At 63.2% G+C, this 26047-nt stretch carries 22 protein-coding genes and 1 pseudogene; 15 read left to right on the top strand and 8 right to left on the bottom strand.

What is annotated here, in order from left to right; translation table 11 throughout:
• Positions 1-162: 162 nt before the first annotated feature.
• From GRO01_RS01450 to GRO01_RS01435, 4 genes are all read left to right on the top strand, one after another.
• Positions 163-1617 carry a glycosyltransferase family 4 protein gene (locus tag GRO01_RS01450; RefSeq protein ID WP_062506964.1) on the top strand — a complete coding sequence of 485 codons (1455 nt, stop codon included), beginning with the start codon at positions 163-165 and terminating at the stop codon, positions 1615-1617.
• Positions 1614-2987 carry a glycosyltransferase family 4 protein gene (locus GRO01_RS01445; protein ID WP_062506965.1) on the top strand — a complete coding sequence of 458 codons (1374 nt, stop codon included), beginning with the start codon at positions 1614-1616 and terminating at the stop codon, positions 2985-2987. The genes GRO01_RS01450 and GRO01_RS01445 overlap by 4 nt, the downstream gene beginning before the upstream one ends.
• A 157-nt stretch (positions 2988-3144) precedes the next feature.
• Entirely contained in the window at positions 3145-4248 is a 1104-nt protein-coding gene (gene mtnA, locus GRO01_RS01440; protein ID WP_062506966.1) for an S-methyl-5-thioribose-1-phosphate isomerase, read from the top strand.
• A 55-nt stretch (positions 4249-4303) separates the two neighbouring features.
• Positions 4304-5224: a DUF2272 domain-containing protein gene (locus GRO01_RS01435; protein ID WP_062506985.1), complete on the top strand. Its 921-nt coding sequence runs from the start codon at positions 4304-4306 to the stop codon at positions 5222-5224.
• On the opposite strand, the gene GRO01_RS01430 is transcribed toward GRO01_RS01435, so the two are convergent.
• Positions 5200-5616 (bottom strand): rhodanese-like domain-containing protein, encoded by a 417-nt coding sequence (locus tag GRO01_RS01430; protein WP_083541170.1) that lies wholly within the window; start codon positions 5614-5616, stop codon positions 5200-5202. The genes GRO01_RS01435 and GRO01_RS01430 overlap by 25 nt on opposite strands.
• Positions 5617-5673: 57 nt before the next feature.
• On the opposite strand from GRO01_RS01430, the gene GRO01_RS01425 reads away from it, so the two are divergent.
• The 4 genes from GRO01_RS01425 to GRO01_RS01410 all read left to right on the top strand — a co-directional run bounded on the left by GRO01_RS01425 (position 5674) and on the right by GRO01_RS01410 (position 10290).
• Entirely contained in the window at positions 5674-6729 is a 1056-nt protein-coding gene (locus GRO01_RS01425) for a cysteine synthase A (RefSeq protein ID WP_062506968.1), read from the top strand.
• Positions 6730-6828: 99 nt separating this feature from the next.
• Complete coding sequence (locus GRO01_RS01420) at positions 6829-7554, top strand: response regulator (protein ID WP_062506969.1); 726 nt, start codon at positions 6829-6831, stop codon at positions 7552-7554.
• 5 nt (positions 7555-7559) lie between these two features.
• Positions 7560-9155, top strand: coding sequence for an ATP-binding protein (locus GRO01_RS01415; protein ID WP_062506970.1), 1596 nt, complete (start codon positions 7560-7562; stop codon positions 9153-9155).
• Positions 9156-9243: 88 nt separating this feature from the next.
• Complete coding sequence (locus GRO01_RS01410; protein WP_062506986.1) at positions 9244-10290, top strand: aldo/keto reductase; 1047 nt, start codon at positions 9244-9246, stop codon at positions 10288-10290.
• Between the two features lie 49 nt (positions 10291-10339).
• On the opposite strand, the gene GRO01_RS01405 is transcribed toward GRO01_RS01410, so the two are convergent.
• Positions 10340-11692: an RsmB/NOP family class I SAM-dependent RNA methyltransferase gene (locus GRO01_RS01405; protein WP_062506972.1), complete on the bottom strand. Its 1353-nt coding sequence runs from the start codon at positions 11690-11692 to the stop codon at positions 10340-10342.
• 75 nt (positions 11693-11767) lie between these two features.
• Here GRO01_RS01405 and GRO01_RS01400 point away from each other — a divergent pair.
• The 7 genes and pseudogenes from GRO01_RS01400 to GRO01_RS13670 all read left to right on the top strand — a co-directional run bounded on the left by GRO01_RS01400 (position 11768) and on the right by GRO01_RS13670 (position 18892).
• A pseudogene (locus GRO01_RS01400) lies at positions 11768-12464 on the top strand (YggS family pyridoxal phosphate-dependent enzyme).
• Positions 12465-12579: 115 nt separating this feature from the next.
• Positions 12580-14607 (top strand): potassium transporter Kup, encoded by a 2028-nt coding sequence (locus tag GRO01_RS01395; RefSeq protein ID WP_083541172.1) that lies wholly within the window; start codon positions 12580-12582, stop codon positions 14605-14607.
• Complete coding sequence (gene hemW / locus GRO01_RS01390; protein ID WP_062506974.1) at positions 14604-15782, top strand: radical SAM family heme chaperone HemW; 1179 nt, start codon at positions 14604-14606, stop codon at positions 15780-15782. Before GRO01_RS01395 ends, hemW begins: the two co-directional genes overlap by 4 nt.
• Before the next feature lie 36 nt (positions 15783-15818).
• Complete coding sequence (locus GRO01_RS01385) at positions 15819-16907, top strand: nucleoside hydrolase (RefSeq protein WP_062506976.1); 1089 nt, start codon at positions 15819-15821, stop codon at positions 16905-16907.
• Positions 16908-16930: 23 nt separating this feature from the next.
• On the top strand, positions 16931-17350 hold the full coding sequence (locus GRO01_RS01380; RefSeq protein WP_062506978.1) for a DUF1489 family protein: 420 nt from the start codon (positions 16931-16933) through the stop codon (positions 17348-17350).
• Positions 17351-17510: 160 nt separating this feature from the next.
• A complete protein-coding gene (locus tag GRO01_RS01375; protein WP_062506980.1) occupies positions 17511-18455 on the top strand; it encodes a VOC family protein in 945 nt (314 codons plus the stop codon).
• Positions 18452-18892 (top strand): hypothetical protein, encoded by a 441-nt coding sequence (locus GRO01_RS13670; protein WP_167494557.1) that lies wholly within the window; start codon positions 18452-18454, stop codon positions 18890-18892. The genes GRO01_RS01375 and GRO01_RS13670 overlap by 4 nt, the downstream gene beginning before the upstream one ends.
• A 74-nt stretch (positions 18893-18966) precedes the next feature.
• Here GRO01_RS13670 and GRO01_RS13490 read toward each other — a convergent pair whose 3' ends face one another.
• The 6 genes from GRO01_RS13490 to truB form a co-directional block, all read right to left on the bottom strand.
• Positions 18967-19803, bottom strand: coding sequence for an FUSC family protein (locus GRO01_RS13490; protein WP_244926365.1), 837 nt, complete (start codon positions 19801-19803; stop codon positions 18967-18969).
• A 395-nt stretch (positions 19804-20198) separates the two neighbouring features.
• Positions 20199-20966 carry a hypothetical protein gene (locus GRO01_RS13485; RefSeq protein WP_244926362.1) on the bottom strand — a complete coding sequence of 256 codons (768 nt, stop codon included), beginning with the start codon at positions 20964-20966 and terminating at the stop codon, positions 20199-20201.
• A gap of 4 nt (positions 20967-20970) precedes the next feature.
• Positions 20971-22389: an NAD(P)H-dependent flavin oxidoreductase gene (locus GRO01_RS01365; RefSeq protein ID WP_062508506.1), complete on the bottom strand. Its 1419-nt coding sequence runs from the start codon at positions 22387-22389 to the stop codon at positions 20971-20973.
• 64 nt (positions 22390-22453) lie between these two features.
• Positions 22454-24604, bottom strand: coding sequence for a polyribonucleotide nucleotidyltransferase (gene pnp / locus GRO01_RS01360; RefSeq protein ID WP_062508504.1), 2151 nt, complete (start codon positions 24602-24604; stop codon positions 22454-22456).
• A 196-nt stretch (positions 24605-24800) separates the two neighbouring features.
• The gene (gene rpsO, locus GRO01_RS01355; RefSeq protein ID WP_011253110.1) at positions 24801-25070 is read right to left on the bottom strand and encodes a 30S ribosomal protein S15; all 270 of its coding nucleotides are present in this window, start codon (positions 25068-25070) and stop codon (positions 24801-24803) included.
• Positions 25030-26031: a tRNA pseudouridine(55) synthase TruB gene (truB, locus tag GRO01_RS01350; protein WP_062508501.1), complete on the bottom strand. Its 1002-nt coding sequence runs from the start codon at positions 26029-26031 to the stop codon at positions 25030-25032. The genes rpsO and truB overlap by 41 nt, the downstream gene beginning before the upstream one ends.
• Between the last annotated feature and the right edge of the window lie 16 nt (positions 26032-26047).

The following is a 26047-nucleotide window of genomic DNA, read 5'->3' as shown; positions in this document are numbered from 1 at the left end:
ACCGGTAATCTCCGTTATCAGTGCTTTGCAAACCGTTGTCATCCACAAGGTCGGAGCCTTGGCCCTCCCCTTGCTCATCCGTCAGGGCTTACCTACACTTTGAACCACTATTGTTTGACAGACCGGCCTTGCCCTCGGTCGCCACAAAGCTAGTCCGGACATATGAACACAGATTATACCATCTGGATCGACGTAGAAGACATCTTCCAGTATTTTGAAAACAACTCGCGGCCCAGCGGCATCCAGCGGCTTGTCTACGAAATACTGCACGTTATCCGTAAGCAGGCGGCCACAAAACCAGGGATTGGCAACATTACCCTGATCCGGCGTGGACAGGACGAGACACAGCTTTTCTCTCCCGTTTCCTTCGATGACCTCGAATCTCTCTTTGAGGCCAGCGCAGATGAAAAAGTCGTGCATGACAGCCGCCCGGTACCCCGGTCGCGCCCGACACCACGTGCACTGGTACGACGGCTGCGCCATACGGTTATCAGGCGTATCGAGAGCCTGCCACCCGAACTGGCCCGCCCGCTTCTGATCATGGCGGTCAATCAGCTGCGGGCCCTGCGCCTGCTACGCAGTTTTGCGGCAAAGCAGTTCCGCCGTACACGTCACTCCGCGGCACCACCGGCTCAGACTGCTGTCCCTGTCCGTTCCCAGGCCACTTCCCTGAATGGTGTTCCGAAGCCTGGCGATATCTTCCTGATCCTCGGTGCCGCATGGTCGGAGCCCGGTTTCGGCGAAAGACTGGCCGGCATGCGCAAGGCCTACGGGATCCAGCCTGTCCTGCTTCTGTCCGATCTCATTCCGGCGATCCGGCCGGAATGGTGCGCGCTGTCCCTGATCCGGGACTTCAAGCACTGGCTGGATACGACACTGCCCCAGTGCGGCCGCCTGCTGGCCATCAGCCATGCTACGGCCAAGACCATCGAGCACTATACCCGCAAGCATCGCCTCAAGCTGCTGGCTCCCGTACAGACCGTTCCAATCGGTAGCGGCTTCGGCCCTCCCCGCAAGGTCGAAGGGGAACGCCCGAAGGGTCTGCCCGCACCGGAGACCTATGTCCTGTTTGTCTCCACGATCGAGGCGCGCAAGAACCATATTCTGGCATTTCGGATCTGGCGCCGTCTCGTTGCCGATCTGCCTCCCGAACAGGTTCCGACGCTCGTTTTCGCAGGACGGGTCGGCTGGCTCGTTTCCGATCTCATGCAGCAGCTTGAAAACACCGAATGGCTGCGCGGCAAGATCCGTCTCCTCAGAGATCCGTCGGACCATGAACTGGCGCATCTTTATGATGGCTGCATGTTTACGCTCTTCCCCTCACTGTTCGAAGGCTGGGGCCTGCCAGTAACGGAAAGCCTCGTGAACGGACGTCCATGCGTCGCCTCGAATGCGACTTCCGTTCCGGAAGCCGGCGGCCCGCTGTCGCGCTACTTCGATCCCGAAAACATTGATGAGGCCTATCGCGTCGTCCGCGAGACAATTGAGGATCGTGAAGGCCTGAAGAAATGGCAGGAAGAGGTTCAGACACAGTTCAAACCTACCCCTTGGGAAGATACTGCTGACGCCATTCTTGATGCCTGCCATGCGGCGCACGTGGCCGGGAGGACGTCATGACCCTCTGGATCGACGTCGACGACCTGCTCTTTCACCTCATTCACCACGGTATGCCCAGCGGCATCCAGCGGGTGATGTTCGAACTCAGCGCAGCCCTGCGCGCACTGCATGGAGACAACGTGCAGTTTGTCCGCCGCGGGTTCGACAAAAAAGATCCACGCGATTTTCAGACTGTTGACTGGACGGTTATCGACACGCTCCTGCGGCAGATCATGAAGGACAAAAATGCAGGGACAAAAAAACCTGCCATGTCCCTGTTCTCCGCCATGCAGCAGACCGAGCACGAAACGCCCCGAAAAATGTTCTCCACATTCCTGCACATGGAAGGACAGGTTCTGGGCGGCCTGGCCAATCTGTGGGCCGGTCTCGCACGACTGGCCGTCAGTGAAAGCCGTGCGATCATCAGAAAGCGCCGTCAGCAGTCAACATCCGCACAGTATGTCGAAGGAACAGCACTGGCTGACATCGCTCAGCCCGGTGATGTCTTCCTGACGCTCGGCTCTCCCTGGCATCATGAAAACTATGCGCAGAGCGTCCGGTGGATGCGGGACGAACTGCGCATGTCCTTTGCGCTTCTGATGCACGATCTTGTTCCCATCCGCTGTCCGGAATGGTGCGATCTCGGCATCATCACGACCTTCCGGGCCTGGCATCATGCCGTCCTGCCGCTGGCAGACATGATCTTCGCCAACAGCAGGGCCACGGCGCAGGACGTCCAGTCCTATCTGGCCGAGGAAGGCATCGGCACGGATATCACCGTCCAGCATGTCCCCATGGGCACGGAGTTCGGACTGACCGACACAACCATGGCTCCCGAACCTCTGGTGAATGAGCCTTATGTCCTGTTCGTCTCCACCATCGAGGCCCGCAAAAATCATATGCTCCTCTTCCGCATCTGGCGTCAGATGCTCGAGGACATGCCTGCCGAGAAGGTTCCGCTCCTCGTCTTTGCCGGCCGTCCGGGCTGGCTTGTTTCTGACCTCATGCAGCAGCTCGAGAACACCCGCTGGCTGGATGGAAAAATCCGCTTCATCCAGAACCCGTCTGACGCCGAACTGCGACGCCTTTATGCCGATTGCAGCTTCACCGTCTTTCCATCTTTCTTTGAAGGCTGGGGTCTGCCTGTCACCGAAGGGCTGGCGATGGGCCGCCCCTGCATTGCTTCAAACACGACATCCATTCCCGAGGCCGGTGGCGCGCTGGGGCGTTACTTCAACCCCCGAAACCTCAAGGAAGCCTACACCCTGATCCGCGGCACCATTGAAGATCCTGAAGGTCTGGCTGCATGGACGCAGAAGGTCCGAACCAATTTCAAACCTGTGCCCTGGACCGACGGGGCAAAGGTTATCCTTGAAAACGTTCTGCGCTGACTGCTTCCTCGGACCCTGTGTGTAAAAGTTTCACGCACAGGGTCTTGAGTCAGGCCCACAGATCGCGCACATGCAGGGCCCCGGTTCAGCGTGCGCCGGCCCTTTCCCGGCCCTGTTGCCGCTCCCTCTCCTTTCCGGCATCCCAAGGAGCGTTCCCTTGAAAATCAACGGCATTCCCTATCGCAGCCTCTGGCGCCCGTCCGATGACAATCGCAGCATCCGGATTTTCGACCAGACCCGCTTTCCCTGGAACGTGGAGATCCTGGAACTCCGGGACGCAGATGCCGTCGCTGAAGCCATCACCACCATGCAGGTTCGTGGAGCGCCGCTGATCGGAGCCGTTGCGGCCTATGGTCTGGTTTTCGCGTTGCAGGACGATGCCTCCGACGAAGCACTGGACAAGGCAGCCGCCTTCCTGATCGCCACTCGTCCGACTGCGATCAACCTCCGCTGGGCCATCGAGCGCATGGTCGCACGCCTCAAGACCGTTCCCACAGATGAACGCGTCGCCGCAGGTTACGCTGAAGCCGATGCGATCTGTGACGAGGACGTACAGACCAACGAGGCCATCGGCCGTCACGGGCTGGAGCTGATCCGCGAAATCTGGGAGCGCAAAGGCAAACAGGGACAGGTGAACCTGCTGACGCACTGCAATGCCGGCTGGATCGCGACCGTGGACTGGGGCACCGCCCTCGCCCCGATCTACATGGCGCATGACGAGGGCATCCCCGTGCATATCTGGGTGGACGAGACCCGCCCGCGCAACCAGGGCAGCCTCCTGACCGCACGGGAGCTTGGCAGCCATGGCGTGCCGCATACCGTCATCGCCGACAATGCGGGCGGCCATTATATGCAGGCCGGACGCGTGGACATGGTCGTCGTGGGTACGGACCGTGTCACCGCACAGGGCGACGTGGCCAACAAGATCGGCACGTATCTCAAGGCGCTGGCCGCCCATGACAACAATGTTCCGTTCTGGGTGGCCCTGCCCTCCTCGACGATCGACTGGCGCGTCCGCGATGGCGTGAAGGACATCCCGATCGAGGAGCGCAGCGCGGACGAAGTCCTGTTCATGACGGGGCTGGACAGCAACGGGGAAGCCGGCCGCGTCCGGATCGCACCACTCAACAGCCCGGCGGCAAACCCGGCCTTTGACGTAACTCCCGCACGCCTCGTGACGGGCCTTATCACCGAACGTGGCCGCTGCGATGCGAGCGAGGCGGGTCTTGCGGGTCTCTTTCCGGATCAGGGCGCTTCTTGACGCCCCGGTCGTCTTGGCCCTTCATTCAGCTTGGGAAACAGATCCCCCAACGAGGATAACAGTGCCAGATTCGCATATTTTCAGGCGAGCAGCTGCTACGGCCGCCCTGCTCGCACTGGCTGCATGTTCCAGCCAGCAGAGTGTCCGCCCGTACCCGGCCCGCACGCCGAACGCCCAGTATGCGAACGGAACCACTGGTCCGGTTGGCTATGACAGCCACGTCCCGGATTTCGCCACCCGCAATTTCGAACCGTTCAACCGTCAGGACGTCGCCGCCATCGCCCTGCGCGAATGGCGGATGTTCGGCTCACCCGTCTCGGACGATGATCCCGAAGACCGCCCCGAACCCACCGACGCCGCATTGAAGCCCGAACGCCTTCCCGGCCTGTGGCAGCGCGTTGGCGAGTACTGGTGGATCGGGCAGGACCCTTATGAAACGGAAGTCGGCTGGACGGGCAAGACGGACTCCCAGGGCACCCGTTTCGAGATCGAGCATGACGGCCATTACGCCTGGTCCGCAGCTTTCATTTCCTATGTGATGCGGGTCGCCGGAGCCAATAACCGCTTCCCGTACTCGCCCAATCACTCGACCTACATCAACGCCGCCGCCAGCGGACAGTCCAGCGGCGTCACGGCGCATGATCCGGGCACCTATGCTCCGAAGATCGGCGACTTGATCTGCGTCGGCCGCGGCCGCAGCAAGACCGTCACCTTCTCCATGCTGCCCACCAGCTACGGCTTTCCGGCCCATTGCGGCATCGTCTCCGCGACGAACCAGAACGCCCAGCCCTTCGGGCATGAGCTGAGCATCGTCGGCGGTAACGTGGATGATGCCGTGGCCCTCACCCATGTTCCCACGGACGCCAACGGCATGATCGCCGATGGTTCAGGCCACAGCTATGACAGCCGCTATCCCTGGTGCGCCGTGCTGGAAGTCCATTACGACGCGGATCAGGAACCCGACAGCGGCATGTGAGTGGACGGCAGGCCGCTGGCACGCCAGCCCTTGTCCGGACCATGCTGGTCCTCGAATCCGTCCACAATATTGCTGACATCCGCATAACCGGCATTTTCCGCCAGAAGTGCAGCATGATGTGACCGCATCCCCGACCGGCACAGGAACAGCAGCGGAGTCTGCTGGTCGGGAACGGCCTCGACCAGAGCCTCCACGAACTCCCGCTGCCGGTCCGGCTGCCAGGTCAGGCACAGGAGCGGCGCCGTCATTGCCGACGCGTCCGGCAGCCCCACATGTACCCATTCCGGCCGGGTCCGGACATCCACGAGAATGGGAACGGGCGCTTCCGGAGCCTGATTTTCGGGTTCTTTTTCAAGCATGTCCCATGCCTGTCTTGCCGTCAGAACCTTCATGCTCTTCCTCATCCTTCCAAAACGCGTTCTATAATTCACCCAGCACAGGAGTGAACTATGACTGACATCTCCCCGAACCGCCAAACCGTCTCCCCGGCCACCACGCCTGGATGGCAGACCACTTCCCCGGGCATGACCGCCGCAATCGGGGGCACACCCCTGATCCGCCTCAGACGCGCCTCCGAGGAAACGGGCTGCGACATCTACGGCAAGGCCGAGTTCATGAACCCGGGCGGCTCGGTCAAGGACCGTGCAGCCCTGGCCATCATCGAGAACGCCCTGAAGACCGGCGCCCTCAAGCCCGGCGGAACCGTCGTGGAAGGCACAGCCGGCAATACGGGTATCGGCCTCACACTGGTCGCCCATGCCGTTGGCTGCAAGGCCGTGATCGTCGTGCCGGAAACACAGAGCCGCGAGAAACTGGACTTCCTGCGCATGATCGGCGCAGATCTGCGTCTTGTGCCCGCCAAGCCGTATCGCGATCCGGGCAATTACGTCCATGTCTCGCGCCGTCTGGCCGAAGAGATCGGCGGATTCTGGGCCAACCAGTTCGACAATACCGCCAACCGTGAAGGCCACCGCACCACCACGGCGCGCGAGATCTGGGAGCAGACGGGCGGCAAGGTCGATGCCTTCACCTGCGCCTGCGGCACCGGCGGCACGCTGGCCGGCACCGCGCTCGGCCTGCGCGATCAGGCCAAAGCCGCTGGCAAGATGGCCCCGCGCATTGTCCTCGCCGATCCGGAAGGCTCCGCGCTGTATGGCTGGGTCAAGTCCAACGACCTCACCGCCACCGGCAACTCCATCACCGAGGGCATCGGTCAGGGCCGTGTGACGGCGAATCTCGAAGGCTCTCACCCCGACGACGCCGAACGCATCCCCGACGTCGAAGCGCTGGAGCAGATTTTCTCCCTGACATCGGAGGAAGGCCTCTCCGTCGGCGGCTCGTCAGGCATCAATGTCGCCGCCGCGATCAGAACAGCACGCCGGCTCGGTCCCGGACATACGATTGTTACAATTCTGTGCGACGGTGGTGCCCGATATCAGTCCAAGCTGTTCAACCCGGAGTTCCTGTGTGCGAAAAACCTGCCTGTTCCCCCTTGGCTGGCATAACATCGCTCCCATCCACACCCTGTCCGGAAATACCGTTTTCCGGACAGGCGGCATGAGCAGTCCGAACGCGGTCACAGCATTCCCGAAAGGCCTCTGGTCATGAGCACGGAAACCCTGCCCCATCTTCTGGTCGTGGATGATGACCGCGAAATCCGCGAACTGCTGAGCCAGTTCCTCGAACGCAACCACTTCCGCGTCACGGCCGCCCGTGATGCCCGCGAGGCCCGTAAGGCCTGGGCCAACGGGCATTACCAGCTCGTGGTGCTGGACCTGATGCTGCCCGGCGAAAGCGGCCTTGAAGTCGCGCGCTGGCTGCGCTCGCAGGACAATGTCCCCATCATCATGCTCACCGCCATGAGCGATGAGACGGACCGCATCATCGGCCTCGAATTCGGCGCGGACGACTATGTCGCCAAGCCGTTCAACCCTCGCGAACTCCTCGCCCGCATCCGCGCCGTCCTGCGCCGGACGGTCGATGTCGAGGACAAGCGTCAGGCTTCCGATACCCGCAAGATCCATTTCGCCGGCTGGTGCCTCGACCCCGTGCGCCGTCGCCTGCTGAACCCGGACGGCGCAGAAGTCTCCCTTACGGGCGGCGAATACGATCTGCTCATGGCCCTGCTCGAGCGCGCCAATCGCGTCCTGACGCGTGACATGCTGCTCGAACTGCTGCGCGGCCGTCAGGCCGGACCGTTCGACCGCGCCATCGACGTGGCCATCAGCCGCCTGCGCCGCAAGCTCGAGGACGACGGCCGCAACGCACAGGTCATCAAGACGGTCCGTGGCGGTGGCTACGTGCTCGCAGCGGAAGTGGAGCGTCTCTGAACCCGATGCACATCCTGCCACGGTCTCTCGTCGCCCGGACCAGCCTGCTGCTGATCGTGGGCCTTGCGGTCGTGGAAGCGGCGGGGCTCGGAATCCACGCGCTGGACCGCTTCGATCTGGAAAAGCGCAGTCAGGTCCATGAGGAACAGGTTCAGGTCTTTTCGATCTATCGCACGGTCGCGGAAGCCAAACCCGCCGACCGACACGATGCGATCGACGACCTGCATATCCCCTCCAACGTCACGGTGCTGCTGATCAAGGAGCCGGACCCGCTGATCGAGGGGCATGAAATCCCGTTCCCGGCGATGGCATCGCCGTCTTTCCTGCACCGCCTGCATGACGATCCATCAGGCCATGAGGGCTTTCCGCCTCCCGGTCCGATGGATCCGGGCATGCCGCATCCCGGCCCCGATATGGGTGGTCCGGGCTTCCCCGGCCCGATGGGACCACCCGGCGGACCGGAGTTTCACTTTCCTCCCGAACACCCCGATGCTGAGCATCCGGACGCCGAGCACCTGAACGGCGATCCCCGCTTTCCCGGCACCATACGCCGCCGCGACATGCCGCCCTTCATGCGCTGGGCGCTCCTGCCGTCCTCGCTCTATCCGCGCAAGGTCCTGATCGGGCAGAAAATGCGCACGCATTCGACCTCGATCCTCCTGCCGGACCGAGACTGCTGGCTCGTGGTACGTTTCGTCACCCCCCTGCCTAATCCGTTCGGCTCCCCGACCTTCATGATCGCCTTCCTCGTCATGTCGATTGCCGGAAGTGCGATGATCGTCTGGGCCACACAGCGCCTGATCGCGCCTGTCAGAACGCTGGCCAATGCCGCCGAAGCTCTTGGCCGGGACGTCCACACGGCGGCCCTGCCCGAAAATGGTCCATCCGAGATCCGCCGCGCCGCCATCGCCTTCAACACGATGGCCCTGCGCATCCGCCGTTTCGTAACAGACCGCACGCTCATGTTGACTGCCATCGGCCATGACCTGCGCACGCCCATCACGCGCCTGAAACTGCGTGCCGAATTCATTGACGACGAAGAACTGCGCAACAAGGTCCTGGCCGATCTGGACGAAATGGAAGCCATGGTCTCGGCCACGCTGGCCTTCGGGCGGGACAGCGCGTCCGCCGAACCCATCGTCTCGCTCGACCTGCGCGCCCTGCTCCAGACCATCATGGACGAGGCAGCCGAAAGCCTGCCAGACAAGGCCGACGACCTGTTTTATGAGCCGCCCAATGTTCCCGTCCGGATCAAGGCCCGCTCGGTGGCGCTCAAACGGGCCCTGAACAACCTGATCCTCAATGCCCTGAAATATGGTGGCAACGCGCATGTCACGCTCATTCCCGCCACCCACCCGGGCGAGAAGGGCAATGTGGTCAAGATCCTGATCGAGGATAACGGCCCCGGCCTGCCCGAAAGTGAGCTGGACCGCGTGTTCGAGCCCTTCGTCCGCATCGAGAGCAGCCGCAACCGCGAAACCGGCGGCAGCGGCCTGGGCCTCTCGATCGCCCGCACCATCCTGCATGGCCAGGGCGGCAATGTCCGCCTCGAAAACCGGCCGAGCGGCGGTCTGCGCGTTATCGTAACACTGGCCCCGTAACCCCGGTCCGGACAGGCCCGCACCTTGATCAATGGTGCCGGGCCTTCCATGCTGGGGGCCTCCCCCATTTTCTGATCAGGTCTTTTCCATGAAACAGCGTGAACTTGGCCGCACCGGCATTGCTGTCAGCGAAATCTGCCTCGGCACCATGACCTTCGGTCAGCAGAACACCGAAGCCGAAGGCCACGCCCAACTCGACATGGCGCTGGACCACGGCATCAATTTCATCGACACAGCCGAACTCTATTCCATCCCGCCCCGCGCCGAGACGCAGGGCTCAACCGAAACGATCATCGGAAGCTGGCTGAAAGCCCGCGGTGGCCGGGACCGCCTCGTCATCGCCAGCAAGGTCGTCGGACGCACCGCCATGCCGTGGTTCCGGCCCGATGGCGAGGAAGCACGCCTGACCCCGCGCCAGATCCGCTACGCCCTCGAAGGCTCCCTGCGGCGCCTCGGCACGGACTATATCGACCTCTACCAGCTCCACTGGCCGGACCGGAAAATCGGCCTGTTCGGCGCAGGCGGCACGACATTCCGTGACCTGCCGGAGGAAACATCCGTCCCCATCAAAGAAACGCTCGGTGTCCTCGGCGACCTCGTGAATGAAGGCAAAATCCGCCATGTCGGCCTCTCCAACGAGACCGCCTGGGGTGTCTCGAAGTTTCTGGAGGCCTCCCGCACCGGCCTGCCCCGCGTGGCGTCCATCCAAAACGCCTACAACCTCATCAACCGGACATTCGAGATTGGTCTGGCGGAAATGGCGCTTCAGGAGAAGGTCGGACTACTGGCCTACTCGCCGCTGGCTCAGGGCTATCTGACCGGGAAGTATCTCAACGGCGCGCGTCCCGCCGGGGCACGCACCACGCTGTTCGATCGTGGCCAGCGCTACCAGAAGCCCGGCGTTGATGAGGCTGTTACCGCCTATCATGTCCTCGCCCGCGAGGAAGGGATCGACCCCGTTCAGCTCGCCATCGCTTTCGTGACCTCACGGCCCTTCGTGACAGCCAACATCATTGGCGCCACCAGCCTCGACCAGCTCCGCACCATTCTCGGAGCGGAAGACGTGACCATCACCCCTGAACTGGAAGAAAAGATCAACGCCATCCATCAGGTCCACTCCAACCCGGCTCCCTGAGGCGGAGCATCCGGCATCGGGGCTTATGCGTCCCCGATGCCGGACGGGATCAGACCTTGATCAGACGCGCGGCAAAGAACCCGTCCATGCCGCCAAGCTCGCTCCACAGGCCCGGATGGGTGCGGAACATCCCATCCCAGGTCCGCGCGACAGCCATGTCGGCCAGTTCGGCTTCCGAGAACGGATCGAACTTCCAGCCACCACGCGCAATCGCAGCCTTGATCCGCTCCGGACCTTCCTCGTCCTGCAGCGAACACACGGCATAAAGCAGCACGCCACCCGGTTTGAGCATCTCATGTGCCGCGTCGATCAGCGCATCCTGACCTTCCGCCAGCGCCGTTACATCCCTCGGCCGCTTGATCCACAGCACATCCGGATGGCGGCGCAGCGTCCCCGTTGCAGAACACGGCGCATCCAGCAGAACCATGTCCACCGGCGCATCCGGACGCCATGTCGCGGCATCCGCCACGACCGTCTTTGCCGTAAGCTTGAGACGCGCGATATTTTCCTCAAGCCGCTTCGCCCGCGCGTCCTCACGCTCGACCGCCACGACATGCGCACCCGCCGTCGCAAGCTGCGCCGTCTTGCCGCCGGGTGCTGCACAGAGATCCACGACGGTCTTGCCCGCCACGTCTCCCATCAGCTTCACCGGCATCGTCGCCGCCACGTCCTGCGCCCAGAACGCCCCGTCCTCGAACCCTTCCAGAGCCGTAATCCGCGTCCCGGCCGGATAGCGGACGGAGCCGGTTGGCAGAACCTCGCCGCCCTCCGGTGCAACAGCCCCCGGACGCAGCGTCAGATCCAGCGGCGCCTCACGATGCAGACCACGCGAAATCGCCCGCGCCCGCTTGCCCCACGCACTCCACAGCCAGGGCGGCACATCCAGCCGGTCCTCGTCCAGACCTTCCAGCAGATCATGCCCTTCCCGCGACACACGCCGCAGCACCGCATTGGCCAGCCCCGCAAACGGTGCCAGACCACGACGACGCAGCAGATCCACAATCGTGCCGACTGCCGCATGAGGCGGCGTTTCCAGATGCAGCAGCTGCGCCACGCCCATGAGCAGCGCACAGCGCACCGGCTCGGGCGGCTCGCGGCGCAGCATGGGCTGAAGCAGTTCGGTCATGCTGCCCAGATGACGCAGGGTGGTCGCCGCCAGACGATGCGCGGACGCACGGTCACGCGGATCCATCGGCCCGGCGCGATCCAGCGTCGTCTCCAGCATCCGGCGATGCTCGACCACACCGCAGACGATATCGAACGCCAGATCGCGCGTCGGATCCGGCGCGGGACGGCGCTCCTGCGTCCTGCCCTGCGCAGGACCCCGCGAACGGCGTGAACCACCGTTCCGGTTTCCGGAGGCTGGATTACGGGGCGACGGATTGGAAGGCTTCTGGGTCATGACTGGCTATCGGTCTCTCGCATCCTGCCGAAATCGCATCTTGCGGCCACGGACGCAATGGCGTCTTCTCCAGACATGTCCGATCTTATTGCCCAGAACCTTATCAGCGGGAACCTCGCCGCCATCCGTCACCGCATCGCCCAGGCCTGCGAAAAGGCCGGACGCGCAGAGGCGGATGTCTCCCTCGTCGCCGTCAGCAAGTTCCACCCGATCGGGAGCATCGAAGCCGCCCTGAAAGCCGGCCAGCGCCTGTTCGGCGAGAACCGCGTGCAGGAAGCGGCCTCCAAGTTTCCGGAACTCCGCAAGACCTTCCCGGACCTGCGGCTGCACATCATCGGCGGACTTCAGACCAACAAGGCGGCTGAAGCCTGCCAGATCGCCGACATGATCGAGAGCCCCGACCGTCCGTCCCTGTCCGACGCCATCGAAAAGGGCGCACAGAAAGCCGGCCGCCTCCCCGAGCTTCTCGTGCAGGTCAATACGGGCGACGAACCGCAGAAATCCGGCGTTCCGCGCGAAGAAGCCAATGCTTTCATCGAAGCCTCGCTCGAAAGATTCGGACCCAAGGTCCGCGGCCTGATGTGCATCCCCCCCCGAAGACGAAGACCCTGCACCGCATTTCCGTCTGCTGCGCGACATGAGCCAGCAGCACGGCCTGCCGGTGCTCTCGATGGGAATGTCCGCGGATTTTGAAACCGCCATTGCCGAAAATGCGACGCTGGTCCGGGTCGGGACCGCCATTTTCGGAGCCCGCCCCGCGCCACAATCCTGACACGCGGCTTGCGTCCGCCGCAGAAATCTTGTCATGAGGGACAGTTGCCCTGATGCGGAGCCGCGCTTGAGAAGCGCTGTGACAGTAGACAGCGGCACTCTATTGACGCCCGTAAATGGAACCAGCGATGCCTGAACATGACGGTGACCACGCCTCCAACCCGCCTCATGGCGTAGGGATTCCCAGCGACTCCGGTGAAGTCGTCCAGACGATCGAGCAGGCCCGCTCGGAGGGACATACCCATGAGATCGGTGGCGAAGAGGACAGCACCAGCCATCAACGTCCCGCAGGGATGGGCGCACTGCTCGCGGTTCTGGGCGTGGTTTACGGCGATATCGGCACAAGCCCGCTCTACGCGCTGCAATCCTCGGTCAGCATAGTCAGTTCTCCGAAGGCCCCGGCCCAGCCTTGGGAAGTCATGGGACTTGCCAGCCTGACCTTCTGGGCACTGATGCTCATCGTCACCATCAAATACGTCATCCTCATCATGAGGGCCGATCATGATGGCGAGGGCGGCATCATCGCGCTTATGTCCCTGGCCCAGCGCGTCTGCAAATCACAACATTTCCGATGGCTCTTCGGCCTCGTAGGCATCGCAGGCACCTGCCTGTTCTTCGGCGACAGCATCATCACCCCCGCCATTTCCGTACTTTCGGCGGTGGAAGGCATTGAAACTTCCGTCCCCTCGGCCAGCCACATCATCATCCCACTGGCGATGGTCGTGCTGGTCGCCCTGTTTTCGGTGCAGGTGCTGGGAACGGGTAAGATCGGCAAGGCTTTCGGGCCGATCATGGTCTGCTGGTTCAGCGTGCTCGCCATTCTCGGCATCAAGGGTATCTTCCTTTATCCGCATATCCTGCTCGCCCTGTCCCCGACCTTCGCACTCGAATTCATCATCATGCACGGCTACCTGTCGTTCATCGCGCTGGGTTCGGTCGTGCTCTCCGTGACGGGTGCAGAAGCGCTCTATGCCGATATGGGCCATTTCGGCCGTGCTCCGATCCGCAAGGCATGGCTGTTCTTCGTCCTGCCATCGCTCACGCTGAACTATTTCGGACAGGCCGCCCTGCTGATCCGCGATCCGCACGCCCTGTCCAACCCGTTCTACCTGCTGGTACCGCACTGGGCGCAGATCCCGATGCTGATCCTCGCAACCTTCGCGACCGTGATCGCATCGCAGGCTGGCATCTCGGGCAGCTTCTCCCTGTGCCGCCAGCTCATCCAGCTCGGCTACCTGCCCCGCACCCGCATCATGCACACCAACGCCTCCGAGGAAGCGCAGATCTACCTGCCCTCCCTCAACTGGATCCTCGCCTTCGGCGCGCTGGTTCTGGTTCTGGCCTTCCGCTCGTCCTCAGCCCTGGCCGCAGCCTATGGCATCGCCGTGACCGGCACGTTCCTGTGCACCTGCGTTCTGGCCATGGTGGTGTTCCGCCGCGTCTTCGGCTGGAAATCCGCCACGGTCGGCATCGTCTTCGGCTTTTTCTTCATCGTGGACAGCATTTTCTTCTCCGCGAACGTGCTTAAGATCCCCGATGGCGGCTGGGTCCCGCTGGCAATCGGCATCATCAGCACCATCATCATGACCACCTGGAAGCGCGGACGCAGCCTCATCGCCGCCCGCCAGCAGGCGGATTCCATGCCGATGGGCTCTTTCCTCGCCCGCCTGCCACAGTCCCGCACGATCCGCGTCCCCGGTCTGGCCGTCTTCCTGACCGCCAACCCAGATGTCGTGCCGAATTCGCTGCTGCATAACCTCAAGCACAACAAGGTCCTGCACGACCACATTCTGTTCGTAACGGTCGAAAACCTCGACAAGCCGGAAGCCGAGCGCGGCCACCGCGCCATCGTTCAGGAACTCGCACCCAACATCCACCGCGTCATCGTCCGCTACGGCTTCATGGAGATGCCCAATCTTCCCCGCGCCCTGCTGGAACTGAACGCATTGGGCGTGGCCTTCGACGCCATCCAGGCATCCTATTTCACATCGCATGAGCTCGTTGTCCGCTCCCGCGTGCCGAAGATGCAGCTCTGGCGGATGTGGATCTTCCTTCTCCTCCTGCGCAATGCCGCCTCCACGACAGAGTTCCTGCGCATCCCGCCTGACCGCGTGGTGGAGTTCGGCGTCCGGATCGCCATTTGACAACCACATCACAACCCGGGCCGCTCTCCCTCTACATCCACTGGCCCTTCTGTCTGGCGAAGTGCCCCTACTGCGATTTCAATTCCCATGTCCGGGAGGTGATCCCGCAGCAGCGCTTCGCCGCAGCCCTGCGCCGCGAACTGGCGCATGACGCTGCCCGCCTGACCCACGATGGCGTCAAACGCCCCCTGCGCTCGATCTTTTTCGGCGGGGGTACGCCCTCGCTCATGGCGCCCGAAACGGTCGCCGCCCTGATCGAGGACGCGCATCTCCTGTTCGACGCGGAAGACGATCTCGAAATCACACTCGAAGCCAACCCGACCAGCGTCGAGGCCGGAAAATTCGCGGCCTTCCGACAGGCGGGCGTCAACCGCGTCTCGCTCGGCGTACAGAGCCTGCGTGACGACGCCCTGCACAAGCTGGGCCGCGAACACTCCGCCACACAGGCCATCCGCGCGCTCGAAACCGCCCGCACCCTGTTCCCGCGCATTTCCTTCGACCTGATCTACGCCCGCCCGGGCCAGAGCGGTGCCGACTGGACGGACGAACTCACCACCGCACTCGATCTCGTGGCCGATCACCTGTCGCTGTATCAGCTCACCATCGAGCCCGGCACGAAGTTCGAAGCCATGCACCGCCGTGGTGAACTCACCCTGCCCGATGAAGACACCGCCGCCCGCCTCTATGACCTGACCGGCGAAATCGCCGCCCGTCACGGTCTGCTCCCCTACGAAGTCTCGAACTATGCCCGCCCCGGCGCGGAAAGCCGGCATAACCTGACCTACTGGCGCTATGCGGACTATATCGGCATCGGCCCCGGCGCCCATGGCCGCCTTACGCTGGATGGCGAACTCTACGCCACGCGCCGCCATCGAGCGCCGGAACCCTGGGCGGAGCGCGTTGAAAAAACAGGCTCCGGCAGTACAGAAGAGACACTCCTCACACCGGAAGAAAAAGGCCGCGAAGCCCTGCTGATGGGTCTGCGCCTGTCCGAAGGCATCAACGAGGCCACCTTCGCAGCCCGCACGGGCCGCACGCTCATGGACTGCGTGGACCCCGCCATGCTCGAAGCCTGCATCGAGGAAAACTACCTTGAGCGGGACAACGGCATTCTGCGCGCGACGGGCGAAGGACGGCTCCGGCTTGAAGCAATACTGGCGCGTCTCGTCACTTGAAGGCATGATCCGGTCTTAATCCATCTGGAAGAGACCATGCGCCGACCCATTCTCTCTGCCCTTCTGGCCGCCTGCACCGTGCTGGCCCCGTTTGCCGCTGCGAACGCTGCCCCCGCTCCGAACTATGTCGTACTCGATAACGACTTCCTCGGCCCGGGCGGCTCCAACATCCAGTCCATTATTCCGCTGCTCAACCGCCCCGGCGTGACGCTGCTGGGCCTGACCTCTGTCATCGGCGATGACTGGGAAAACGCGGGCACGGCGCATGCCCTCCGCTTTCTGGAAATCGCCCGCCAGACGCAGATCCCGGTGGCTGACGGTGCCACCACGCCGCTGGTCAACACGGTGGCCGAGACGAAGCTGCGCGAACAGCAGTTCGGTGTCATTCCGTGGAAGGGCGCCTGGGGCGGTCTCGGCTCCATCGAGCACGTCCCGGCCACACAACCTGCCGTCGCCAAGCTACCGGAAAATGCGCCACATATCGCGGCCGATCCGCTCCCGGCCGCCATGTTCCTGATCCGCGAAGTTCACGCCCATCCGCATCAGGTCACGGTCATTGCCGCCGGTCCACTGACGAATCTTGCGCTTGCCATCCGCATCGACCCGACCTTCGCCGCAACCGCCAAACAGCTTGTCTTCATGGGCGGTCTGCTTGATGCCAGCATGATGTCCGTCACCGGCAATGCCGATTTCGCGTCCGATTTCAACATGATCATGGACCCCGAAGCCGCCCGCATCACCCTGACCGCGCCCTGGGCCTCCATCACCTGCGTCGGCAATGTCTCGAACGACATCATGATGACGCCTGAGCTTGCCAGCCGCATTGATGAGAAGCACAACACCGTTACGGACTATCTGAAAAAGTATCAGGCCCCCCTGCCGCTATGGGATGAACTGACTTCTGCCATCGCCGTTGATCCCACACTGGTCACGAAGTCCGTCACGGCCGTCATGGACATCAACATCGAACATGGCATGGATTACGGCCACGCCCATATCTGGCCGGACTCCACGGCGCCGAAAGCCATGGGCCTGCGCAAGGTGAAGATCGTGCAGTCCATCGACAAGACGCGCTTCATCAACGATTTCGTCTCACAGTCCCAGAACGCTCTGGGCGTGCACTAACCCAAGGAGGGCACCCGACACACATGCTGAACATCATCAAGCTGGCCGTCGGCTGCCCGAGCCTTGAAGTCCTGCGCGAGCGGTTGAACAACTACCGCGTCAACGGCCACGCCACCGTCCAGACCCGCACCATGCCCAAACGGGCCGAAGAGGTACTGGACGGTGGCTCGCTGTACCGCGTGATGGACGGCATGATCCTGTGCCGCCAGCCGATCATCGGGCTGGAAAGCTGCCAGCGCATGGATGGCAGCACGGGCACGCTGATCGTCGTGTCCGACGAAATCATCCCCGTCCAGCCGCGCCCCATGCGCCCGTTTCAGGGCTGGCGCTATCTGGAACCCAAAGACGCCCCGCCTGATCTCGGCAACAGTTTCGGTGACGATGGCATTGCCGAGCTTCCACCCCAGCTCCGTCGCGAGCTGGCCGAACTTGCCCTGATCTAAAGCCTTCCGGACCCAGCCGGCCTCATTTTCGCTGCATTCCGGGAACGGTATGGGACATGAAACGTCATGCTCCTATTCCGGGGAACCACATGACGTTCCCCTCCGCCCTGCCAACGCCCGAATGGTGCTCCGCGCAGGCCTGAACAGAAGGAGTGCCGCCTTGCCCCCCTTTCACCGTCCTTCCCGAGCAGGCACGGCTGCCGTCACGCTCTCGGCGGCCCTTTCCATCGGCCTCGGCCTGACGGCGGCCGCACCCGCCGCCCATGCCCAGACGACCGATACCCAGCCCGCAGCGGCCACCAGCGCGCCCGTCCTGCCGGGCAAGATCGTCTACGCCCAGCTCACGACGCCCGATTTAAGCAAGGCCAAGACGTTCTATGGCAGCCTTCTGGGCTGGACCTTTCAGGACCGCCCCGTCTCCCGCGGCCATTACGCCGAAGCTTTCGTGAACGGCCATGTCGTCGCCGGGCTTGTCGAGCGTCCCCTGCCCGATACCGCCAATCCACCCCACCCGATCTGGCTCCCCTTCATTTCGGCGCCTGACGTGCCGGCTCTGGCAAAATCATCCCGTCAGTGGGGCGCCAAGGTCGTCTTTCGCCCGACGATGATCCAGGGCCGCGGCGAGCAGGCCATCATCGCCGATCCACAGGGCGCCCTGTTCGCCACCTTACGCGCGCCGCAGGGTGATCCGAACGATACGGATACCACCGCACAGGGTGACTGGATCTGGAACGCCCTCCTGACGTCCACGCCCTCGGCCAGCGCCGGGTTCTACCAGAAACTCTTCGGCTATCAGGTCGAGGCCGCACCGGCTCCCGACACCAATCAGCGCTACATCCTTGAATCCCAGTCCGTGGCGCGCGCAACCGTCAATCCCCTGCCCCCACGCCTTCCACCCAACGCACGGGCCCGCTGGCTCAGCTTCGTGCAGGTGGACAGTGTGGGCAGTGCCGCCGAAAAAGCCGTGCAACTCGGCGGCCGCGTTCTGGTCGAACCGCATCTCGATCACCAGAACAGCATGATTGCCATCCTCGCCGATCCGGCAGGCGCCGCTTTCGGCGTTATGGAATGGCATGATCCCATCGCGGCAGGAGACGCGAAATGACCCGTCGGACAACAAAGACCTTCGCCCGCATCGGCGGTGCGCTCTGCCTGCTCGGCATGCTGTCCGGTTGCGTCGGCTATGACGGATATGGTTATGATGGTTACGGCGGCTATGGCGGCGGTGGCTATTACGGCGGTTATGACACCGGTTGGGGTGGTGGCTGGGGCGGCGGTTGGGGCGGCGGCTACGGCGTCGGCCCCTATCGTGGACGTGGCCCCGGCGGTCGCGGACCCGGAGGACGTGGACCGGGAGGACACGGGTTCGGTGGCGGACCCGGTGATCATGGCGGCCCCGGAGGCATGGGCGGACATAGTGGACCGGGCGGCGGGCCCGGTGGAGGCCATGGCGGTCCGGGCGGAATGGGCGGCCACGGTGGCGGACCGGGTGGCGGTGGCCATGGCGGTGGCGGCGGTCATGGTGGCGGCGGCCACCACTGACGCCCTTCCCGGCCTATCGACATAAAAAAAGCCGGAGACGACACCCCGTCTCCGGCTTTTCCTGTTTTCAGGCCCTAGCTGCCTGAAGGAGCCGAATTACGCCCCGCCCGTTCCAGCGCCGCAATCTCAGCCATGACCTCACCATTCTCGATCTTCCGGGCAATATCCGACAGTGACGCCCCGGCCTCAAGCGACGCCGCCGTGGCACGCCACCGCTCCCCGGCCTCGGCATCACCGTCACACAGAGCGGCCGAAATATCGAACCGCAGCAGCGTCGCCTCTCCGCTCAGACGCCGCAGGGCCCGCAACAGCGCATGAGCCTGCGTCGCACGCTCCCCGACAGCCGAGACACCACCAAGGATGGGCAGCGAGCCCCGGGCAAATTCCGCCCGTGTCGTGTCGATCCCTGCCTGCCGCTGGATCCTGTCCGTGACAACCGGATCATCGCGGGTCAGCACGGCCGCCAGATAGCGCAGGTTGCCCATGACCGCCGTCCGCAACAGACCGTCCATGTCCTGCCCCCGCCGCTGCGGACAGACCGTGAAGGCACAGAGCAGCCCAATCACACTGCCAAGCGTGTTATCGAGCATCCGCACCCAGGCCACGCCCTGCGACGGCATGATCATTTCCGTCACGACAATGAACTGCGCACTGATGAACACAACGAGCATGGTGTAATTTACCGCCCGCATCGCGATCGCCCCGATCACGAACACCGCCACCGCCGCCAGCATCTGCGCCGAGCCCGGCAGGAACGGTGTCAGCAACAGCGCCAGCACGCCACCGCCCACAGTTCCGAGCACACGCTCCAGCGCCCGCACCAGCGTCGTCTGCCCGGAAGGCTGGATCACCAGCAGCACTGCTACCAGCGCCCAGAACCCGTAATCCAGCCCGAGCCACCAGCTCGTCATGTAAGTGGCCAGCAGCCCCACCACGAGCCGGAGCGTATGCTGCCAGATCGCCGGCGTCAGGCGCGCCACATGCCGGGGCAGTTCGGCATCAAGCGGCAGACGTGCCTTCTGTGCCAGACCTTCGGCCAGCGTTCCCAGCGTCCGCGCACTGGTCGCCACCAACTCCCCGATCGGACCAGCCGTCGCAGGAATACTCTCCGCCAGCGCAAGTCCTTCCGCCGCCAGATGTTCAAGATCAGGCGTGGGCTCAAGTGCCGCGTCACTGGCATGCTGACACAGCGCGGAAAAAGCCGCGAGCGTGCCCCGCGCCTCGAAATCCAGCCCACGCGTCTCGACCAGATGCTCCACCGCCAGCATGGCCGTGAACAGGCGTTCCGCACCGGCCAGGGACGCAATCAGGCGTCCGCGCATGCCATAGCTGGCGTGCCCTGCATCAATCTGAAGCGCCAGACCGCGCGCCCGCTCAATGGCGGTGCGTACATTCTGCCGATGGATCGTTTCCTGAAGTCGCCCCGCCGCAATCTCGCCCGCCATGACCGAAAGCAGCCGGTAACAGCTCCCCACGGCCCGCCTTGCAGGCGCATAGGGATGCAGCGGCCAGATGACGAGGCACAGGAGCATGGCCCAGACGCCCCCCCCCCCCCGCCGAACGCCAAGCCAATGATGGCCGCGTCCTGAAATCCATGCGCCGGGAACCCCGTCCCTGCCAGCATGACGCATCCCAGAAGCGCGCAAAGCAGCGCCATGGAAGGCGTGAGCGCCCGCGCCATGCCTGTCAGCAGACCTGTCAGCACCAGCCAGGGTAGCACGCCCCAGAGCGGATAATCTGCGACAAGGGAGGTCACCCCGCCCAGAATCGCGCCACCCACCGTGAAAAGTCCAAGAATGCGGAACTGTTCGCGCGCCGTCCCGCCCGGCTCGATCAGGCAGCTCCAGAACGCCGCAAAGGCAGCCCAGGCCAGCACAGCCTGCTGTTCGTAAAGCGCAGGAAGCAGCGCCATGACGGTCGCCACCGCAGCCCGGCTTCCCTCGGCCGGAGCAATCTGCTCCGGACTGACAGGCACGGAATGTCGCGCCAGAAACTGCGTCAGAAAGTCGAACGGCCTGCCCCTGTTGGGGGCAGGCCGGGACGACGGACCAGTAGCAAGAGGATCGCGGACCATGTCCTCAGCGACCGGTCAGGATACGCTCCACGAGCTGGCCGACCGTCGGGACAAAGCCATTCGCGTAGAACGGGTCCGTGCCGAAGCGCCACGCATTCGTGCCGCCGAACATCAGATTATGGTCCATGACCACATCCTCATCCGCACCGGGCGGAATGTGGGAAATGGTCTGGAGCGTCTTCTGGATGCAGAAAGACCGCGGATCCGCCTTCTGACCCGTCGTGTACGGCTCGCGCTGCATCCAGTTGGAGAAGCGGCACTGCGACAGACAGCCCATGCAGGCCGTCTGGTCCGCCAGGATTTCGCGGCTGCTCTCCGGCGTCACAAACACCAGCGTATCATCCGGGGTCCGGAGTGCTTCAGTGAAACCAGCGGCTTCCCACTCCGCAATGCGCGGACGATCAGCAGCCGGCACGAACACCTCGCGCTTGCGGGCACCGACGCCATAGGACGCTTCATACCCGTCACCAGCTTCCTGACTGTAAGGCACCTGACGCTCGGACCGCGCGCGCAGATCGTTCAGGAAGCTGTTCTTGACGGCCGAGGAATAGAACCCGGTCGGGGAGAAGCGGTTGAGATACACATCCCCCTTCTTCATCGTCAGAAGGCGACGCTTCCAGGCATCGGGGATCGGGCTTTCCTGCGTCAGCAACGGACGGGTTCCGAACTGGAAGGCGATCGGCCCCAGTTCCGGATTGCCGATCCAGTCCTGCCATTCCTCAAGATGCCAAACGCCACCGGCCATGATGATCGGCGTCTCGTCCAGACCATAATTGCGCATAACGCGGCGCAGTTCGAGAACGCGCGGATACGGATCTTCCGGAGACAGCGGATTTTCCGTGTTGGACAGGCCGTTATGACCGCCCGCACGCCACGGATCCTCATAGACCACGCCACCCAGCAGTTCAGGCGCCTTGCTGTAGGCACGGCGCCACAGGGCATTGAACGCGCGTCCCGAGGAGATGATCGGGTAATACGGAATTCCGAAACGGACCGCGATGTCCGACAGGCGATACGGCATGCCCGCACCACAGGTCAGACCATGCACAAGGCCCGGAGCGCCTTCGAGGATGCCCGTAATGACTTCCTCGGCCCCGCCCATTTCCCACAGGATATTGACGTTGATCCGGCCTTTGCCGCCCGAAATGTCATGGGCGATCTTCGCCTGGGCGATACCACCATCAATGGCGTAGCGGATCAGTTCCTGCTGACGCTCACGACGGGTCCGGCCATGATAGATCTGCGGAACGGGCTTGCCGTCCTGATCGTAGCTGTCCGCATTGACGGCCGAGATGGTTCCGATTCCGCCGGCGGCAGCCCAGTGTCCGGCCGAAACGCCCGTGGAGACGGAAACACCTTTGCCCCCTTCGATCAGAGGCAGCACATCCTGACCACCAAAACGGAGGGTATCAATAGATTTCATGGGGACTGGCTGTCTCCGATACTCAGAAAAAAAAGGCGGGGCCTTGCGAGCCCCGCCCCAACACTCATTCGGCGTCGCGACGGGGCGGACGGCCCGGCTTGGCCCCCACGCTCTCCGTAATATCGGCGCCCGTGGCCTGATCGACAACCCTCATGGAGAGCTTGACCTTGCCGCGGTCGTCAAAACCGATGACCTTGACCTTCACGGCATCACCCTGCTTGACGACATCGGTCGTCTTCGCAACGCGGCCTTCAGCCAGTTCGGAGATGTGAACCAGGCCGTCACGCGGACCAAGGAAGTTCACGAATGCACCGAAATCAGCGGTCTTGACGACCTTGCCGTCATAGATGCGGCCGATTTCCGGCTCAGCGACGATGCCTTCGATGCGGGCAATGGCCTTCTGGGCCTGCTCGTCATTGGAAGCAGCAATCGTCACGGTGCCATCGTCACCGATATCGACCTTCGCACCCGAATACTCGACGATCTCGCGGATCACCTTGCCACCGGAACCGATCACATCACGGATCTTTTCCTTCGGCACGGAGATCGTGGTGATCTTCGGAGCATTGCCCGAAACGTCCGAACGGCCTTCCGTCAGGGCCTTGGCCATTTCGCCAAGGATGTGGATACGGCCTTCACGAGCCTGCTCCAGGGCGATCTTCATGATTTCCGGCGTAATGGACGTAATCTTGATGTCCATCTGCAGCGCGGTCACGCCGTCAGCCGTACCGGCCACCTTGAAGTCCATGTCGCCGAGGTGATCTTCATCACCCAGGATATCGGACAGCACGGCGTAGCCACGGTCTTCCTTGATCAGGCCCATGGCAATACCGGCAACCGGACGCGGCAGCGGAACGCCGGCATCCATCAGTGCGAGCGAGGAACCGCAGACGGTTGCCATGGAAGACGAACCGTTGCTTTCCGTGATCTCGGAAACCACACGCATCGTGTAGGGGAAGGCTTCCTTGGTCGGCAGCAGCGGGTGGATTGCGCGCCATGCCAGCTTGCCGTGACCGATTTCACGACGGCCCGGGGAGCCCATGCGGCCACACTCACCAACCGAATACGGCGGGAAGTTGTAGTGCAGCATGAAGTTGGAACGGTATTCACCTTCCAGCGCGTCAATGATCTGCTCGTCCTGACCCGTGCCGAGCGTTGCGACCACGAGGGCCTGCGTCTCGCCACGCGTGAACAGGGAAGACCCATGGGCGCGCGGCAGGATGCCGACTTCGGCCAGAATCGGACGGACCGTCTTCAGGTCACGGCCATCGATACGAATACCCGTCTTGAGGATGGAGCCGCGAACGACCTGTGCCTCAAGCTCCTTGAGCATCGGCTTGGCCAGTTCGACGTCCAGACCTTCCTCGGCCAGGATCTCGTTGATCCGGTCCTTGGCTTCGGCGACCTTCTTGTAACGGGCCTGCTTCTGACGCTCCTTGTAAGCGTCCGCCATCAGCTTGTTGCCGACCTTCTCGACGCGCTTGCGAAGGGCGATTTCTTCCTTCGTCAGCGACGGCAGATCCCACGGTGCCTTCGCAGCGTGCTCAGCCAGCGCGATGATGGCGTCGATGACCGGCTGGAAGGAGGTGTGACCCAGCGTGACGGCTTCGAGCATCGTCTCTTCCGAAAGCTCGCTGGCTTCGGATTCAACCATCAGCACGCCTTCGGCCGTACCGGCGACCATCAGGTCGAGCGTGCTGTCCTTGATCTCGTCATGCGTCGGGTTCACGACCAGTTTGCCGTCGATGCGGCCGATGCGCGCACAGGCGACCGGGCCGAAGAACGGAATGCCAGAGAGCGTCAGTGCAGCCGAGCAGCCGATCAGCGACACGAGGGCCGGATCGTTCTCGTTGTCGTAGCTCAGAACCGTTGCGGTGATCTGGACTTCGTTGCGGAAGTTCTCCGGGAACAGCGGACGGATCGGACGATCGATCAGACGTGCGTTCAGGACTTCGGCTTCGGACGGACGGCCTTCACGCTTGAAGAACCCACCCGGGATCTTGCCGGCGGCGTAAGCCTTTTCCTGGTAGTTGACCGTCAGCGGGAAGAAGTCCTGTCCCGGCTTGACGGTCTTGGCACCAACGGCGGTGCAGAGCACGACCGTGTCGCCATATGTGATCATGACCGCGCCGTCTGCCTGGCGTGCGACCTTGCCGGTCTCCAGGATCAGGGGGCGTCCGGCCCATTCGATTTCCTTGCGGAAATAATCAAACATGCATGTTTTCCCAAATTAAGGATGAAACCATCCCCGGGCGTCCGGCAGGTGGCGGAGCAGCGTTTCGGACGGCATGGCGGTGATGGCGGGAAGCCCCCGACATGACACCATGTGGCCTGAAACGCCGGTCGCGCACCCGCACCGCCGGACAGGCGATGGCGGGATGTCCGGGAGCAGGCTCCCGGACAGATCTAGCTCAGCGACGCAGGCCGAGACGCTCGATCAGGCTCTGGTAGCGGGCCTGGTCCTTGCGCTTCAGATAGTCCAGCAGGCTACGACGCTGACCGACCATCATCAGAAGACCACGACGGGAGTGGAAGTCCTTCTTGTGGGTCTTCAGGTGCTCGGTCAGGTTGACGATACGCTCGGACAGGATTGCAACCTGCACTTCCGGCGAACCCGTATCCGTCTCGCTCTGCTTGTACTCAGAAATCAGTGCCGTGCGGCGTTCTGCGGTAATCGACATCGTGTTCTCCAAAAAACTCGTGGTTTTCCAGCATCCGCGCTGCCCTGAGCCGCCCATGACAGACATGACACAGACCCAGCACGTGCTCTCCGATCATCGCGCGCCACAGATGGTCTTCCCCCTGCGACGATGCCGGCAGAGGATGCACGAGGTCCGCGGGGTCTATCGACTGCCCCCAGACGAGCATCCTTCCCTCCGCATCGGTGACGGCCAGCGCCGGGATGTCGACCAGCGCGGTCGCCGCATCCAGCAGAGGAGCCGGAAGAGCATCGGCGTTGTCCACAGTTTGAGTCGATTTGTCCAGTGATATCTGATCGATCGTCAGTGCGTGGCTCAGATCGAACGGCCCGCACTTCGTTCGCCGCAGCACCGAAATATGCCCGACCGTTCCGCAGGCCAGCGCGATGTCACGCGCGAGCGAACGCATATAAACGCCCTTGCCCGACTGCACGTCAAAGACGGCCGTATCCGCATTAGGACGTTCCACCAGCGTTATCGAATCGATCCGCGCCGGACGGGGTAGAAGTTCAGGCGGACGGCCGGCCCGCGCCATGTCATAGGCCCGCTCGCCCCCGACCCGCAGCGCCGAAAAGACGGGCGGCACCTGCATGACATTGCCGGTGAGCGCAGGCAGAACGGCACGGATCTGGTCATCGGTCGGGCGGTTCGGAGATGTCGCCAGAACCTCGCCTTCAAGATCATCCGTCGTCCGGCTTTCCCCGAAAGTCAGGGTGAAACGGTAACGCTTTGTCGCGTCCATGATGTAGGGAATGGTCCGCGTGGCCTTGCCGAACGCGATCGGCAGCACGCCCGAAGCCAGCGGATCGAGCGTTCCGCCATGACCGGCCTTTTTCGCGTCAAAAGCCCATCGCAGCTTGTTGACCATATCCGTGGAGGTCGGCCCCAGCGGCTTGTCGAGAATTAGCCACCCGTCGATATCGCGTCCACGTTTCCTGCCCATACATCCCGTCCTTGCT

The organism is Gluconobacter roseus NBRC 3990, assembly GCF_006538885.1.
GTDB classification, from domain to species: domain Bacteria; phylum Pseudomonadota; class Alphaproteobacteria; order Acetobacterales; family Acetobacteraceae; genus Gluconobacter; species Gluconobacter roseus.
The sequence above is the reverse complement of the archived record's forward strand: the minus strand, read 5'-3'. Positions and strand labels throughout refer to the sequence as shown.